General features: G+C 34.7%; 13 protein-coding genes. 10 read left to right on the top strand and 3 right to left on the bottom strand.

Annotation, left to right across the window (positions count from 1 at the left end; genetic code table 11):
- The first annotated feature begins 31 nt into the window (after positions 1–31).
- Positions 32–2107, top strand: a complete 2076-nt coding sequence (locus ABZA65_RS06410) for a PAS domain S-box protein (protein ID WP_373071838.1) — start codon at positions 32–34, stop codon at positions 2105–2107.
- A gap of 36 nt (positions 2108–2143) precedes the next feature.
- Here the strand turns inward: ABZA65_RS06410 and rpsU are convergent, their stop codons facing one another.
- Both rpsU and ABZA65_RS06400 read right to left on the bottom strand, forming a co-directional pair.
- Positions 2144–2356 (bottom strand): 30S ribosomal protein S21, encoded by a 213-nt coding sequence (gene rpsU, locus ABZA65_RS06405; RefSeq protein ID WP_152308307.1) that lies wholly within the window; start codon positions 2354–2356, stop codon positions 2144–2146.
- 71 nt (positions 2357–2427) lie between these two features.
- On the bottom strand, positions 2428–2892 hold the full coding sequence (locus ABZA65_RS06400; RefSeq protein WP_373071836.1) for a rhodanese-like domain-containing protein: 465 nt from the start codon (positions 2890–2892) through the stop codon (positions 2428–2430).
- Between the two features lie 132 nt (positions 2893–3024).
- Between ABZA65_RS06400 and dnaG the strand changes: the two genes are divergently transcribed.
- From dnaG to ABZA65_RS06385, 3 genes are all read left to right on the top strand, one after another.
- Positions 3025–4656, top strand: a complete 1632-nt coding sequence (dnaG, locus tag ABZA65_RS06395) for a DNA primase (protein ID WP_373071835.1) — start codon at positions 3025–3027, stop codon at positions 4654–4656.
- Between the two features lie 73 nt (positions 4657–4729).
- Complete coding sequence (locus ABZA65_RS06390; RefSeq protein WP_373071833.1) at positions 4730–5710, top strand: argininosuccinate synthase domain-containing protein; 981 nt, start codon at positions 4730–4732, stop codon at positions 5708–5710.
- A 40-nt stretch (positions 5711–5750) separates the two neighbouring features.
- A complete protein-coding gene (locus ABZA65_RS06385; RefSeq protein ID WP_373071831.1) occupies positions 5751–6167 on the top strand; it encodes a hypothetical protein in 417 nt (138 codons plus the stop codon).
- On the opposite strand, the gene ABZA65_RS06380 is transcribed toward ABZA65_RS06385, so the two are convergent.
- A complete protein-coding gene (locus ABZA65_RS06380; RefSeq protein WP_373071829.1) occupies positions 6140–6400 on the bottom strand; it encodes a hypothetical protein in 261 nt (86 codons plus the stop codon). The two genes, ABZA65_RS06385 and ABZA65_RS06380, sit on opposite strands and share 28 nt — an antisense overlap.
- Before the next feature lie 95 nt (positions 6401–6495).
- Between ABZA65_RS06380 and ABZA65_RS06375 the strand changes: the two genes are divergently transcribed.
- The 6 genes from ABZA65_RS06375 to ABZA65_RS06350 all read left to right on the top strand — a co-directional run bounded on the left by ABZA65_RS06375 (position 6496) and on the right by ABZA65_RS06350 (position 14354).
- Positions 6496–7950 (top strand): flagellar hook-length control protein FliK, encoded by a 1455-nt coding sequence (locus tag ABZA65_RS06375; protein WP_373071827.1) that lies wholly within the window; start codon positions 6496–6498, stop codon positions 7948–7950.
- A gap of 10 nt (positions 7951–7960) precedes the next feature.
- Complete coding sequence (locus ABZA65_RS06370; protein WP_373071825.1) at positions 7961–8662, top strand: flagellar hook capping FlgD N-terminal domain-containing protein; 702 nt, start codon at positions 7961–7963, stop codon at positions 8660–8662.
- Positions 8663–8672: 10 nt separating this feature from the next.
- On the top strand, positions 8673–9932 hold the full coding sequence (locus ABZA65_RS06365) for a flagellar hook-basal body complex protein (RefSeq protein ID WP_373071823.1): 1260 nt from the start codon (positions 8673–8675) through the stop codon (positions 9930–9932).
- Between the two features lie 139 nt (positions 9933–10071).
- The gene (gene flgE, locus ABZA65_RS06360) at positions 10072–12213 is read left to right on the top strand and encodes a flagellar hook protein FlgE (protein WP_373071822.1); all 2142 of its coding nucleotides are present in this window, start codon (positions 10072–10074) and stop codon (positions 12211–12213) included.
- A 54-nt stretch (positions 12214–12267) separates the two neighbouring features.
- Positions 12268–13431, top strand: coding sequence for a formate-dependent phosphoribosylglycinamide formyltransferase (purT, locus tag ABZA65_RS06355; RefSeq protein WP_373071820.1), 1164 nt, complete (start codon positions 12268–12270; stop codon positions 13429–13431).
- Positions 13431–14354 carry a D-2-hydroxyacid dehydrogenase gene (locus tag ABZA65_RS06350; protein ID WP_373071818.1) on the top strand — a complete coding sequence of 308 codons (924 nt, stop codon included), beginning with the start codon at positions 13431–13433 and terminating at the stop codon, positions 14352–14354. Before purT ends, ABZA65_RS06350 begins: the two co-directional genes overlap by 1 nt.
- Positions 14355–14358: the final 4 nt, after the last annotated feature.

Below are 14358 nucleotides of genomic sequence, written 5' to 3'. Positions count from 1 at the left end.
AGATTATTATATTTTACGCTGAGGAATAGTAATGATTAATAGCGAATTTTATAAGTCTATTATAGAAGTTTCCAAAGATGGTTTTTGGATTCTCAACGATAAAGGTTGTATGGTTGATGTAAATCAATCATACGCTGATATGGTAGGCTATACTCGTGAAGAACTATTGCAACTATGCGTTAATGATATTGAGGTGATAGATACACCTGAAATAATACAACAACGTATCGATTACATTCACAAAAATGGTTCAGCCCGATTTGAGACAATACATAGGAAAAAAGACGGTTCTACAATAGATGTAGAAATAACAGTTACTTTAAATACCAAGCACAGTATGATGGTTGTTGTTATCAGAAATATAACTGATAAAAAACGATTACAAAAAAAGCTTGAAGAGAAACAAAAAGCTTTAAATTCAGCACAGCGAATCGCACATATAGGTCACTGGGAACTTGATTTAATCAAAAATGAACTGTATTGGTCAGATGAAGTATATAGAATATTTGGTCTTGAACCACAAGAGTTTGACGCAACTTATGAAGCTTTTTTAAAATATATTCACCCTGATGATCATGACCTTGTAAATAATGCCTATTCAAAATCTATAGAAGATCTCTCTCCATATAAAATTACACATAGAGTTATTACAAAAGACAAAACAGTAAAATATGTTGAAGAGCGTTGTGAACATCTTGTACAGGATAATGTAGTTGTTAAATCTATCGGTACAGTATTAGATATTACACAAAAAGTTTTAGTAGAAAACGAGTTGAAAGATAAGCAGCAAGAGTTAGAAAAAATTTTAAACGAAACAATGTTGACAAAAGCATATATGGAAACTGTATTTGATAACTCTTCTTTTGCTATAGTTGCTACAGACACATCAGGTACTATTACTATGTTTAATAAAACAGCAGAAAAATTGTTAGGATACAAGGCTGAAGAATTAATAGGCAAACAGTCACCTGCAATTTTTCATAAAAAAGATGAAGTTATACAAAGAGCAAAAGAGCTAAGTGAAAAATTTTCTATAGATTTAACACCAGGATTTAAAGTTTTTGTATTAAAAAGTGAATTAGGTCTAGAAAATAGTGATGAATGGACTTATGTTGCAAAAGACGGCAAAGAGTTTCCCGCATTAATCCATATTTCGAAATTAACTGAACCAGATACTGATAACTTAATAGGTTATATGGGACTTTCATATGATATTTCAGAAAAAAAAGAGCATGAAAAGCAAATAGAAGAGTATATATCTTTAATAGATGAAGAGGTAATAACATCATCTACAGATCTAGCAGGGACAATTACATATGTTTCAAAGGCTTTTTGTGAAATTAGCGGTTATTCAAGAGAAGAGCTGATAGGAAAAAAGCATAATATAGTTAGACATCCAGATATGCAAAGCAGCATCTATAAAAATATGTGGAATACAATTGTTTCAGATAAAACTTGGACAGGTGAGATTAAAAACTTAAAAAAAGATGGTGGTTTTTACTGGGTTGAAGCAATTATATCTCCTACATACGATTCAAAAGGAAATAAAACTGGATATACAGCAATTCGTCATGATATTACAGATAAAAAACGTATTGAGCAGATATCTATTACTGATGGTTTAACTGGAATTTATAATAGAAGACATTTTAATCAGGTTTTTGAAGAGGTTGTAAACAGATCCAAAAGGGAAAATAAGTCAGTTAATTTTTTAATTATGGATATCGATCATTTTAAACAATATAACGATACATACGGACATCAAATGGGAGATACTGTACTTAAGGAAGTTGCTCAGGTACTTAAAAATTCACTTAGAAGGGCTGATGATTATTGTTTTAGACTTGGTGGTGAAGAGTTCGGAATAGTATTTAGTGCGGAAAATTTAAATACAGCTAAGGAGTTCTCAGAAATTGTTCGCTCAAATATAGAAGGCCTTAAAATTGAACATGAAAATAATTCGGCTTCAGAGTATGTTACTGCTTCTATGGGATTAGTATCAATTGAAGCTAATTCAATACAAGATATGGACGAAATATATAAGAGTGCTGATGAGTTTTTATATCGATCAAAAGAGAATGGAAGAAATAGAGTTAGTTCTAATTAAAAGTAGTTTGTGCGAATATAAGCCCGAAGGCTTATATTATAGGCGTGATTCGTAACGTCTCATCATATAAAGACGTTTAAGCATTTTCTTACGAGATGCAATTTTGAATTTTTTACGCTTTTCAGTTTCTGTTTCATGGAAACGGCGAGCACGAGCTTCTGTAACGATTAAGTTACGGTCAGTCTGCTTCTTGAAACGTCTATAAGCTGCATCAAAATTATCATCTGCACGTAGTACGATACCTGGCATATCACATCACCCACTTTCTTTAAAAATTTTTGAACTCGAATTATATCCAAATTATTTTGTTTTGCCTAATTTTATTTAGTAAATGTATTTTTTGGATTAGCTGCATTAGCTATGGCTACAAATCCGCCTTTAACAATGTGAATATTTTTAAATCCAAGCTGTAATAGTCCAGGAGCTGCTAAAACAGCTCTAGTCCCGCTGTGACAAACAAGAAAAATTGTTTTATCTTTTGGTAATTTATCTAAATTTTCTTTTTTAAACAGATCTTTCAGCTCGATATCTAAGCTATTTTTCTCACTGATAGCTGCTATTGATTTTTCAGCTTTAGTTCTCACATCTAATAGTACATAGCTTTCTTTTTTAACTATTTTTTGAATAACCTCTTCTGCTTCGATAAAAAGTTTTGAGTTTGCACACGCATTATGAGTAAAGTTTGAATAAAACTTATTGAAAGACTCGGCTTTTGCTTGATCATATGCAGATGCTGTTAGTGAGAAAGTTAATGTTACTAAAATAGAAATGATGATTTTTGTCATGTTTGTCCTTTTAAATTATTTGTAGAATTCTATCAATCAGGCATAAAAATATGCTTAAGTTATATATATAATAAGTATAAATAATATTATATTACATTCAAATTTAAAGCACATATGGATATAATCTCATTTATGATTACCCAAGAGTCCATAGATGCCTTAAAGGCACAACTTGATGTTGTTGATGTAGTAGGTTCGTATGTAGAGCTGAAAAAAGCAGGTGCAAACTTTAAAGCACCATGCCCGTTTCACGATGAAAAAACTGCATCTTTTGTTGTGAGCCCTTCAAAACAAATATACCACTGTTTTGGTTGTGGTGCCGGTGGTGACAGCATTAAGTTTACTATGGAGTATGAGAAGCTAAACTATCCTGAAGCTATAGAAAAGTTAGCAGATACTTATAACTTTACACTTTCATACACGGACAAAAAAAATAACAAACCGCGCTCACAAGTTATGGACAAGTTAAACGGATACTACCAAAGTTTGCTTACATCACGTCAAGATGCTACAAGTTATCTGCACGAACGTGGAATATATGAGAGTAGTGTCGAGAAATTTGGTATAGGTTATGCACCAGATTCACAGTCAACTATGAACTATATTACTTCACAAATGTTTACGCTTAAAGAGGCTGTAGATATGGGGGTAGTAGGATATGACAACGGTAGATATTTTTCACGTTTTATCGAACGTATAACATTCCCTATACACTCTGCAAACGGAGCGTTAGTCGGATTTGGCGGTAGGACTATCAGCGGACATCAGGCCAAATATGTTAACTCGCCTGAGACGCCATTTTTTAATAAGTCACGCCTTTTATATGCATATCATCATGCAAAACAAACACTCCATAAAACAAAAGAGATCATTATAACAGAGGGTTATCTTGATGTTATTATGCTTCACCAAGCAGGCTTTAGTAATGCCGTTGCAACTTTGGGTACGGCTCTAACACCTGAACACCTACCGCTTTTAAGAAAAGGTGAGCCAAAAGTTATTATGGCATATGATGGTGATAAAGCAGGTCGTGCAGCTGCACTAAAAGCAAGTAAGCTTTTAAGTGCAAGCGGATTTAGCGGTGGTGTTGTAATTTTTGGTGGAGGCTTAGATCCTGCAGATATGGTAAAAGATGGGCGTATAGAAGATTTGGCGTCTATGTTTCGAAGTCCTAAACCATTTATTGAATTTGTACTTGATGAGATCTTATCTCTTTATGATCTAAGAGATCCAAAGGCAAAAGAAGCATGTATGCAAGATGGGATAGCTTATCTTAAAACACTCTCACCTATACTTCAAGAGGAGTATAAAACTTATTTAGCATCAAGACTCTCGATTAGTCCTTCTTTTGTAAGGTTAGCTAACCAAACTAACAATACTCAAACAAATAACACACAAGTTATTAACAACTCATCGCATAGGGACATGTGGGAACTAAGTTTGATAAAAACTCTACTTGAAAAACCACATATGCTTACACAGGTTTTAGATGTTTTAGATCCATCCATACTGCAGTTTCATCAAAATGAATTTTCATTAGTAATCTCAAATCAAATCAGCGATCCTAGCATTATGGCAATTTCGGTTGATGAAAGTATTAAAGTTATTGAAAGTGAGGATGAACTTCAATTAGAACTTAATACTTTTTTATCTAAACATTATAACCGTGAGTTAAAAAAGATAAATATGCGTCAAGATATCCCTTTTGAGCAAAAAGCTTTTGAGATACGAAAACTTAGAGGGATAATTGAAAAGTTAAAATAAAAATTATGCTAAAATTTCATCAAATTTAGGTGAGTCCATAATATTATTTATGGGGGCCTTAACAAGGAAAAAAATGAAAGCAATAGCTCTTTTCTCAGGTGGATTAGACTCCACACTAGCAATGAAACTTATAATTGATCAAGGCATAGACGTAGTAGCTGTAAATATATCTACAGGTTTTGGTAGTACTAAAGACAGACGTGAACATATGGAAAACATGTGTAAACAAGTTGGTGCAGAGTTAAAGATAGTAAATATTGAAGATGAATACTTACAAGACGTACTTTTCTCACCAAAACACGGTTATGGGAAGAACTTTAACCCATGTATTGACTGTCATGCAAAGATGTTTGCTGTTGCTAAGAGAATTATGGAAGCTGAAGGTGCAAGCTTTTTAATAAGCGGTGAAGTTATGGGTCAGCGCCCAATGAGTCAAAACAAAGATGCACTTCAAACTGTTGTACAAGACGGTGATGTAGAAGGACTTTTACTTCGTCCAATGTCTGCAAAAGCAATGAAACCTACAATTGCAGAGGAAAATGGCTGGGTAGACAGAGAAAAGCTTGAAGGCATAGTAGGACGCAGTCGTGACAGACAGTTAGAGCTTGCAAAAGAGATCGGTTTAGAAGATTTTGAATCTCCAGGCGGTGGATGTCTTTTAACAGATGAGAACTTTGGTAAAAAGATGTTTGACTATATGGATCATGAGAAGGATTTTGAAGTAAAAGATATTCCTGTTATGAAATTTGGTCGTCATCTTAGACTACCAAATGGTGCAAAACTTGTAGTTGGACGCAACCAGGATGAGAATACATTTTTACAAGATATTGATAATGACAAATACTTCCATTTAAGAACTATTGGAATTCCTGGACCTCATGGGCTTTTAAGTAAAAGTGCATGTGAAGAAGATAAAACTCTAGCAGCAAATATAATGCTTACATACACAAAAGCAAAGCCGGAAGATACTTATATTATATCTTTTGATGATGTTGAGCAAAATGCATCAGCACTAGAGAGTAGAGAAGAAGCTAATAAGTATAATATTTTGTAATTTTAGATATACTATTTTATATTAAATAAGGGGTAGTTGTATGGCAGGTGTTCATTTTAAATATTCTGATCTTAAACAGCTAATAGAATTAAATATCGGTATTACCAGCAGACTTGACGAAAATAGAGCTGAGAGTTTAACTATTCTTTATTGTGATTTAACGGATCACAAAGGCAAAGATATTAAGTCGTCCATAGAGAATGTGCTTAGACATTCTGATTCTGTTGTAAACTCACAAAAAGATTATTTTTTTCTTCTTCCATATACTGATAAGTACGGAGCAGGAGTTGTCAAAGCGATGTTTGACAAATTCTTTAAACAAGATATATCAAGTTATATGGTGTCTTATCCAAAAGATGGGGAAAATAGTGATGAAATTATAGAGTCTTTGCAGGTAGGTGTTAAAAAGTATTGCAAGAAGGATATATCTTATTTATATGAATTAATTTCAAAATGATAATCTTTTGAGTTTTTATAAAAACTAATTGCAGATTTTAATAACTCCTCTTTGTTGATCTTTCGATCACATACCATTCTGCATTTTACTTCTCGATCTGTATGTACTACTCTTTTATTTGAATCTGTATTAAACATGGACAGATCAAACATCTTATTATTCTCTTTTATTTCAAAAGAACTAGCCTCAGACAAAGAAACAATTAGCATCGCATATAAAAATATTTTTTTCATGAAGTTTATATCGACAAAAGTTTGGAACTCTTTATGCTTTATTTATATAGATTAAATATAAAATCCCAAAAATAAGGGAAACTAAGGAGAAAATTATGGTAGCAATTAGCACTAAAAGCGATTCAAAATCGACATCACCATTAAATTTATCAACTCCTAGTGAAGCAAACGAGACAAAAGGAACACTCTCTTTTAGTGAACTTTTACACGGTGCCAAAGGTAAAGATACAAAAACACTACAAAACGGGGCTTTGGTTTTAGCACTTGACGATAAAGATCTTGAAGTTAGCTCTGCTAAAACAAGTAAAGAAGATACGCTGTTAGCTCTATTAAAAAACGATCCTTTAGATCTTAATCCAGCAGCTACAAAAAATCTTACTTCTGAAGAGTTAAAAGCACTTATTAAAGATGCAAAAGAGTACTTAAAACATCAAATAACCCAAACAGATGGTTATAAAAAAGCTCAAATTGATGAGTTACCGAAAACTTTAAAAGGTTTGGTACAGCTTGCTAAAAAATTTGATATTGACGTATCAAAAATCACAGTAGAAAAAGTAAATGAACATAAGAGTCTAAAATCTATTGAATCTGAACTATTAGATACTGACAAACATACTAAGAGTGAAAAAAAATCAGATGCTAAAGCGACTGATATAGATACACCTAATCTTAAATTAAACACAAAAAAAGAGGCGGCTCAACAAAAGAATCAATCACAAAATGCTGATATAGATTTTAATGAACAGAGTCAAAAAGTAAAAAATGAAGTTAAAACAGCTTCTGTAAGTACTGTAAAAGAGACACCACTATTTAAAGCACAGACTCAACAAGCTGTAACTACAGAGCAGACATTACAAGCAAGAGAGTTTAAAACTCCTGAGCCAAAAACTGCAAAAGAAAGAGCAGATGAAACGCTTAAACTTTTACTTCGCGGTGAAAAGGGACAAAAAAGTGATGGTATTTCAAAACTAACATCAGACTTTTCAGTTGCAACTGCAAGGGTTATTGCTCCAAGTGCGACAACTGAGGCTCAAAAATCATTAGAGAGTCTTTTAAGAGGTGATAGTTCTGAGCAAAATACATCAAAAGTTGATGGATTTAATGCACCAAAAGCAGATAGTTTTGAAGTGAAGTTAAACGAAGCTAAACAGATGACTAAATATCTTTCACAAGATGTTAAACAGGCAATCGAAAATTATAAAGCACCCTTTACAAGAATTAAAGTTCAACTTAACCCGCAAAGATTAGGTGAAGTAGATTTGACTGTAGTTCAGCGTGGTAAAAACTTACATGTAAACATAACATCAAACAATGCTGCAATCAATGCACTTGCTATGAATGCAAATGATCTAAGAGCTCAGCTAAATAATAATGGAATACAAAATGCTTCATTAAATTTTAATAGCGGTTCAGATAGTGGTCAAGCTAATCAACAGCAAAATCACAGCCAGAACCAACAAGCGAGTCAAGAGTATAACTACTTTGATAAAGAAGAACAAAACGAAGAAGTTTTAAGCTCGCTTGAAATTGTAGTTCCGAACTACGCATAAAGGATATGTTATGGCAATTAATGCATATGGGGACAATTTAGCTACAAATGGTGTAGTTGGCACAAGCACAGCTTCTGCTGCTGATAAAACAGTTTTAGGTAAAGATGATTTTATGAAGCTGCTTTTAGTACAGCTTCAATATCAAGATCCTACTGAACCTATGGATAGTGAAAAGATTTTAACTCAAACTTCACAATTAGCTGCTTTGGAATCTTCTGAAAATACAAATAAAGCTTTAGAGAGTCTATCTAGTTCTATGGCTAATACACAAGAGTTCTCAACAATTGCTGCAATTGGTAAAAGAGCCGATCTTGGTACTGATGGTATTACACACGATGAGGGTTCTATTACATCTTTTGAGATCTATTTTCCAGAAGATATTAAAAGTGGTACGGTTGATATTACAGATTTAGACGGAAATACAATAGCATCTATTCCTATAGAGATGCCGACAGATGCAAACGGTGATCCATTAGATCAAAGAGATGCCGGTGTTTATCAGTTTGACTGGGACGGTAAAAATGTTTTAGGCAATAATGCAGAGAGTGGTATATATAGAGTTAATTCAACATATTACTCTCCAGATGGTACAAAACAAGAAACAAGACTGGGTGCATATCCTATTGAATCTGTAAGATTTGAAGATGGTAAAGCACTTGTTAAACTTGGTTCAAATTATGTTCCACTTGACCAAGTAGTGGAAGTATACTAAGGAGTTTATTATGATGACTCAAGCTTTTTATACGGGAATATCTGGTTTAAAATCAGGTCAAGCTGCAATAGATGTAGAAGCTAATAATATAGCCAATATATCAACTGTAGGATTCCGTGCCTATAATGCCGAATTTGCAAATCTGTTTGAAGATGCTTTGACAGCTGCTGCTTCAGGTATATCAAACAGTATAGGTATAGGTTCTAAACTTCAGTCAAGTACAATGAGAACAGAAACGGGATCTTTTGCACTATCTGATAGAAGTACTGACATGGCACTAGAGGGTGATGGATGGTTTGGTATTTTGGATGATAGTGGTGAAGCTATGTATACTCGTGCTGGATCTTTTACGTTTGATCAAAATTCAGATCTTGTTAACCCTGTTGGTGAATATGTTCTAGGTAGTATGGCAGGAAATATAGACCTTGCTACAAACTCGGTTACAAACGATTCTCAAGATGCACCTCTTGGCGATGTTACACAAGTAGAAAAGTTAAGTTTTCCAAATACTTTAGTATATCCTGCAGAACCAACTACATATGCTACTTTTGCAGGTAATATTGGTACTGAAAACGTAGCACGTACTATTGGTGCAAGTGCTATTGACCCAGAAGGTAATAGAAATCATCTACAACTTACATTTTCAAATCCGCAAATAACAGCAGCCGGGACACAATGGGATGTAGTAGCTACAGCAGAATCTCTTGATGGTACAATCATATACGATACACAAAATGGCGTTGTAAATTTTAATTCAAACGGTTCTATAGGATCAACTACACTTTCATCTATAAATAATAACGGTGCACAAGTTTCTATTGATCTTGGTTCTGGTTATACAGGTGTAGCATCGATTGCCAATACTCCTATATCATCAACTTCTTCTTCGGATGGAGTTCCAGCTGGAGACTTAATAGGATATGATGTAAACAGAAATGCAGAAGTTGTGGCTACATTTACAAACGGTAAGCAAGTTTCAATTGCACAGATTGCAGTTTTTCACTTTCGTAATAATCAAGGATTAGAGCGTGTAAGTGGTGCTAACTTTAAGGCAACAACAAATTCTGGTGAGCCATTTTTTATGCAAAATGCACAAGGTGAAAATATTATCGGTGCGCAACTTGCAACATACAGATTAGAAAACTCAAATGTTGCACTTGAAGAGTCTTTAACTCAACTTATTATCTTACAACGCTCATTCGATGCAAACTCAAAATCGATAACTACAGCTGATCAAATGATCCAAAAAGCTTTAAATATGAGTGCATAAGGTTCCAACAAAAGTTGGAACAAGTAATATTTATAGTAATATGAATTTTTTACTTATTTCAAAAGTTGGAACACTATATGCTATATATTTCTTACTAAGATAACTATCTCAAAAGGGGATAGATAGCAAAGGATTTAAAATGTTAAAATCACTTTTTTCCGGTGTATCCGGTCTGCAATCTCATCAAGTTGCGATGGATGTGGAATCAAATAATATTGCAAATGTAAATACGGTTGGTTTTAAATACTCCCGTGCAAACTTTTCAGATTTATTAGCTCAGACTAAAGCAATTGCTACAGCTCCTCAAGGTCAGCTTGGTGGTAAAAACCCTGTTCAAGTAGGTCTTGGTGCTACTGTTAGTTCAATGACAAGAATATTTGCTCAAGGTTCTGTTCAAAACTCAGATAAAAATACAGACGTTGCTATTCAAGGGGATGGTTTTTATATAGTATCTCCAGATGGTGGTAATACTTATAAATATACTCGTGCAGGTGACTTTAAGTTTGATGCACAGGGTAACTTTGTTGATAATAACGGTTTTATCGTTCAAGGTTGGCTTAGAGATAGTGTAACTGGAAAAGTTGACTCGTCTGCACCAATCACAAATATAAATATAGCACCTGGTTTAACAACACCCGCTAGAGCTACCGAAGAGGTTGTACTAAAAGCAAATCTTAATTCAGGTCCTAATGTTGATAGTTTTTCACCTGCTTATAGAGTTCCAAGTGGACCGGAACCTGCAGCTCCTACACCACCTGCATTAGATGCAAATGGAAATCCAATTGAGTCTGGTGATATGGGTGTAATGTTTAATGAAACAGGTGAAGCGTTCCAACTTCAAAAAGATCAGGGTGTATGGATAGCATTTCAAAGCTCTACTCACGCTGCAGCTGGTAATGTTTCAGCCGGTGCGGTTGAGCTTGATATAACATTTACACTGGATGATGGTACTACTAAACAGATCACAACTACTGGTGGTTTAGCTGCTAATACAGCTGCACAAAATGCTGCTAGATATGTTTCGGCTATTAATGCTCAGTCGTCTATTACTGGTGTTGAAGCATCGTATGATTCTGCTACCAATACAATGAATCTTATAAACACAAACTCTAGCTCATCAGCTTCACACAATATCCGTCTAACGGCTGTTGGTGGTGCTGATGGTTCAGGATTTGGTTTAACTGCTGGAACTGACGGTTTAGACCAAACTGCTTATAGATACCGCTATGACCCAGCTGGCGGTTCAAGTATTGTTGGTGCTGATAAAACATTCCAAACAATAGCAGATCTACGTTTAGCTATGGAAGAACAAGCACAAGATCACGACAATGATGCTGTTCTTGGAAATGTAACGATTGAAGTTAATGAAGAGGGTAAATTTGAGATTCAAAATCCAGGTGGTTCAGCTGAAGATTATGATATAAATCTTCAGATCACGGCTATTGTAGAAGCTGGTATTACTGAAAATACACGTTTTACTACAAACATGAGCGCACTTAATGCAGTACTTCCTGTTGCGAGTGGTGGTAAAGCATTTTCACAAAGTTTTAATGCTGCAACACATTCGAGTTCTATTGATATCTTTGATTCACTTGGTTCAAAACACACTCTTAGAATGGAGTTTAGAAAAACAGCACTTGATACAAGTACAGGTTCTACTTGGGCTATGAAAATTTCAGTTCCAGCACCTGCAACTATTGATACTATTGCACCGTTTGATGAGAAAACCGGTACTGTTAGATTTAACAATGACGGATCGTTAGCTACTTATGATCCACCAAACATCTCATTTAGCGGTAACAACGGATCAGCTCCTGATCAGCAAGTTGCTCTTAGCTTTGGTACTGGTAGTTCATTTGATGGTATGACAAGTTTTGATAGTCCTTCGGCAACTTCAGGTATATCTCAAGATGGTTATACTGGTGGTGATTTAGTTGGTATCAGAATCGATCAAAGCGGTACATTAGTTGGTTCGTTCTCAAACGGTCGCTCATTCGGTCTTGCTCAAATAGGTATGGCTAAGTTTACAAATAATGAGGGTCTTTCAACTGAGGGTGGAAACGTATTTATCCAAACTGCCAACTCAGGTGAACCTATTATCGGTACGGCTGCTACAGCAGGACGTGGATTTATTCAGGCATCGGCGTTAGAGGCGTCAAACGTTGACCTTTCACGCTCACTTACTCAGCTTATTATTGTACAACGTGGTTTCCAGGCAAACGGTAAAACTATTACTACGTCTGATCAGTTACTTCAAACCTTAATTGGACTAAAACAGTAGTTAAATCTATTTTGATATAATTCCTCTTATATTTTACAAGAGGAATTATTCATAATGCAATTCTGCGCACCCCTTAAATCAAACTCAAAAAAAGTAATGTTACTAGGTTCAGGTGAACTTGGAAAAGAAGTTGTTATTGAAGCTCAAAGACTAGGTCTTGAGACTATAGCAGTTGATAAATATGAAAATGCTCCTGCACACCAAGTTGCTCATCGCTCATACGTTGTAAATATGCAAAATAAAGATGCAATTTTAGAGATCATCCGTAAAGAGAAACCAGATTTTATCCTTCCTGAAGTTGAAGCTTTATCTATAGATGCTCTTTTTGAAGCAGAAAAAGAGGGTTTTAACGTTATTCCTAATGCAGATGCAGTTAGTAAAACTATGAATAGAAAAAATATTCGTACATTTGCCGCAGAAGAGCTTGGACTAAAAACAGGCCCATATAAATTTGTAACGACTCAAGAAGGTTTACTTGAAGCAGCAAAAGAGTTGGGTTTTCCTGTTGTTATTAAACCAGTTATGAGTTCATCTGGTCACGGTCAATCTGTAGCTCGTAGTGAAGCAGATATTCCTCATTCTTGGGAAGAAGCAAAAGAAGCTCGCGGTGATGCAAGCGAATTGATTGTAGAAGCATTTGTTGATTTTGATTATGAGATTACTCTTTTAACTGCGAGAAACGGTAATGAGACAGTTTTCTGTGAGCCTATAGGTCACGAGCAGCGTGATGGTGATTATGTATTTTCTTGGCAGCCGATGCAGATGAGTCCTAAAGCATTGGAAAATGCTCAAGACATTGCAAAACGTATAACTGATGGTTTAGGTGGTCAAGGACTGTTTGGTGTTGAGCTTTTCGTAAAAGGTGATACAGTTTATTTCTCAGAAGTAAGCCCACGTCCTCACGATACGGGTATGGTAACTTTAATAACACAAAGCCAGAGTGAATTTGCAATTCACTTGCGTGCGGTTCTTGGTCTACCACTTGGATTTACATTTTATGGTGATGGCGCATCTGCTGCATTTAAATCTGAAGTAGATTCATATGCACCTGTAGTTGAAGTAGATGAATCTTTATTTACTGATAACTCATATGTGAGAGTATTTGGAAAACCAGAAGCTCATAAAGGGCGTCGTTTAGCCGTAGCACTTGTTTTTGATAAAGTTGAAAAAGCACTAGAGAAGTCGCGCGAGCTAATTAAAAAAGTAAGAGATGTTTAATGAAAATAGCTATTTTAGATGCACTGACTTTTGGAGATACTGATCTAAGCGCATTTAATCAGTTTGGTGATGTAGAAGTTTACCAGACCACTTCAAGTGAACAAACAGCTTCACGTATAACAGATGCAGATGTTATAGTAACAAACAAAGTTCTTATAACAGATGAATTAATGAGTGAAGCAAAAAATTTAAAACTTATCTGTATCGCTGCAACAGGGATGAATAATGTTGACCTTGATGCTGCGGCAAAAAGAGGAATCGAAGTTAAAAATGTAGCAGGATATTCAACTGATTCAGTGATCCAGCATACATTTAGTATGCTTTTTTATCTAATAGGACACTCTCGCTATTATGATGAGTTTGTAAAAGATGGAAGTTATTCTAAAAGCCAGATTTTTACAGATATATCAAAACCATTTTTTGAGATCAAGAACAAAAAATGGGGGATCATAGGTTTAGGAACAATTGGAAAAGGTGTTGCAAATATAGCTAAAATTTTTGGAGCAAATATCTCTTACTATTCAACTAGTGGACAAAACTCAGATAATACTTTTGAGCAGGTTGATCTGCAAACACTTTTAAAAGAATCAGACATTATCTCAATACATGCACCTTTAAATGAAAAAACTGACAATCTTTTGGATTATGAACAGTTGTTAATGTGTAAAGACCGGGCTATTGTTTTAAACCTTGGGCGCGGCGGTATAGTAAATGAGGATGCTGTTGTTAAGATTATAGATGAGAAAAATATTTCATTTGGTCTTGATGTATTAAGCAAAGAACCAATGGTGCAAAATCATCCTCTTTTAAGCATAAAAAATAAAGACAAGCTATATATTACTCCACATATAGCTTGGGCTTCAGATGAGGCTAGAGATACTTTGATAGCTTCAATTATCGAAAATATAAAGTCGAGTTTTTAGGTTG

It is taken from the genome of Sulfurimonas sp. (assembly GCF_041583195.1).
Lineage (GTDB): Bacteria > Campylobacterota > Campylobacteria > Campylobacterales > Sulfurimonadaceae > Sulfurimonas.
Note: the sequence above shows the minus strand (reverse complement) of the source record. Positions and strands in the feature narration are given on the sequence as shown.

Excerpts from the sequence above, each read along its gene's own strand:
- flgE (WP_373071822.1), top strand. The coding sequence starts at position 10,072 with ATGTTAAAATCACTTTTTTCCGGTGTATCCGGTCTGCAATCTCATCAA.
- ABZA65_RS06370 (WP_373071825.1), top strand. The coding sequence starts at position 7,961 with ATGGCAATTAATGCATATGGGGACAATTTAGCTACAAATGGTGTAGTT.
- ABZA65_RS06350 (WP_373071818.1), top strand. The coding sequence starts at position 13,431 with ATGAAAATAGCTATTTTAGATGCACTGACTTTTGGAGATACTGATCTA.
- purT (WP_373071820.1), top strand. The coding sequence starts at position 12,268 with ATGCAATTCTGCGCACCCCTTAAATCAAACTCAAAAAAAGTAATGTTA.
- ABZA65_RS06385 (WP_373071831.1), top strand. The coding sequence starts at position 5,751 with ATGGCAGGTGTTCATTTTAAATATTCTGATCTTAAACAGCTAATAGAA.
- ABZA65_RS06400 (WP_373071836.1), bottom strand. The coding sequence starts at position 2,892 with ATGACAAAAATCATCATTTCTATTTTAGTAACATTAACTTTCTCACTA.
- ABZA65_RS06375 (WP_373071827.1), top strand. The coding sequence starts at position 6,496 with ATGGTAGCAATTAGCACTAAAAGCGATTCAAAATCGACATCACCATTA.
- ABZA65_RS06390 (WP_373071833.1), top strand. The coding sequence starts at position 4,730 with ATGAAAGCAATAGCTCTTTTCTCAGGTGGATTAGACTCCACACTAGCA.
- ABZA65_RS06365 (WP_373071823.1), top strand. The coding sequence starts at position 8,673 with ATGATGACTCAAGCTTTTTATACGGGAATATCTGGTTTAAAATCAGGT.
- ABZA65_RS06380 (WP_373071829.1), bottom strand. The coding sequence starts at position 6,400 with ATGAAAAAAATATTTTTATATGCGATGCTAATTGTTTCTTTGTCTGAG.
- rpsU (WP_152308307.1), bottom strand. The coding sequence starts at position 2,356 with ATGCCAGGTATCGTACTACGTGCAGATGATAATTTTGATGCAGCTTAT.
- ABZA65_RS06410 (WP_373071838.1), top strand. The coding sequence starts at position 32 with ATGATTAATAGCGAATTTTATAAGTCTATTATAGAAGTTTCCAAAGAT.
- dnaG (WP_373071835.1), top strand. The coding sequence starts at position 3,025 with ATGATTACCCAAGAGTCCATAGATGCCTTAAAGGCACAACTTGATGTT.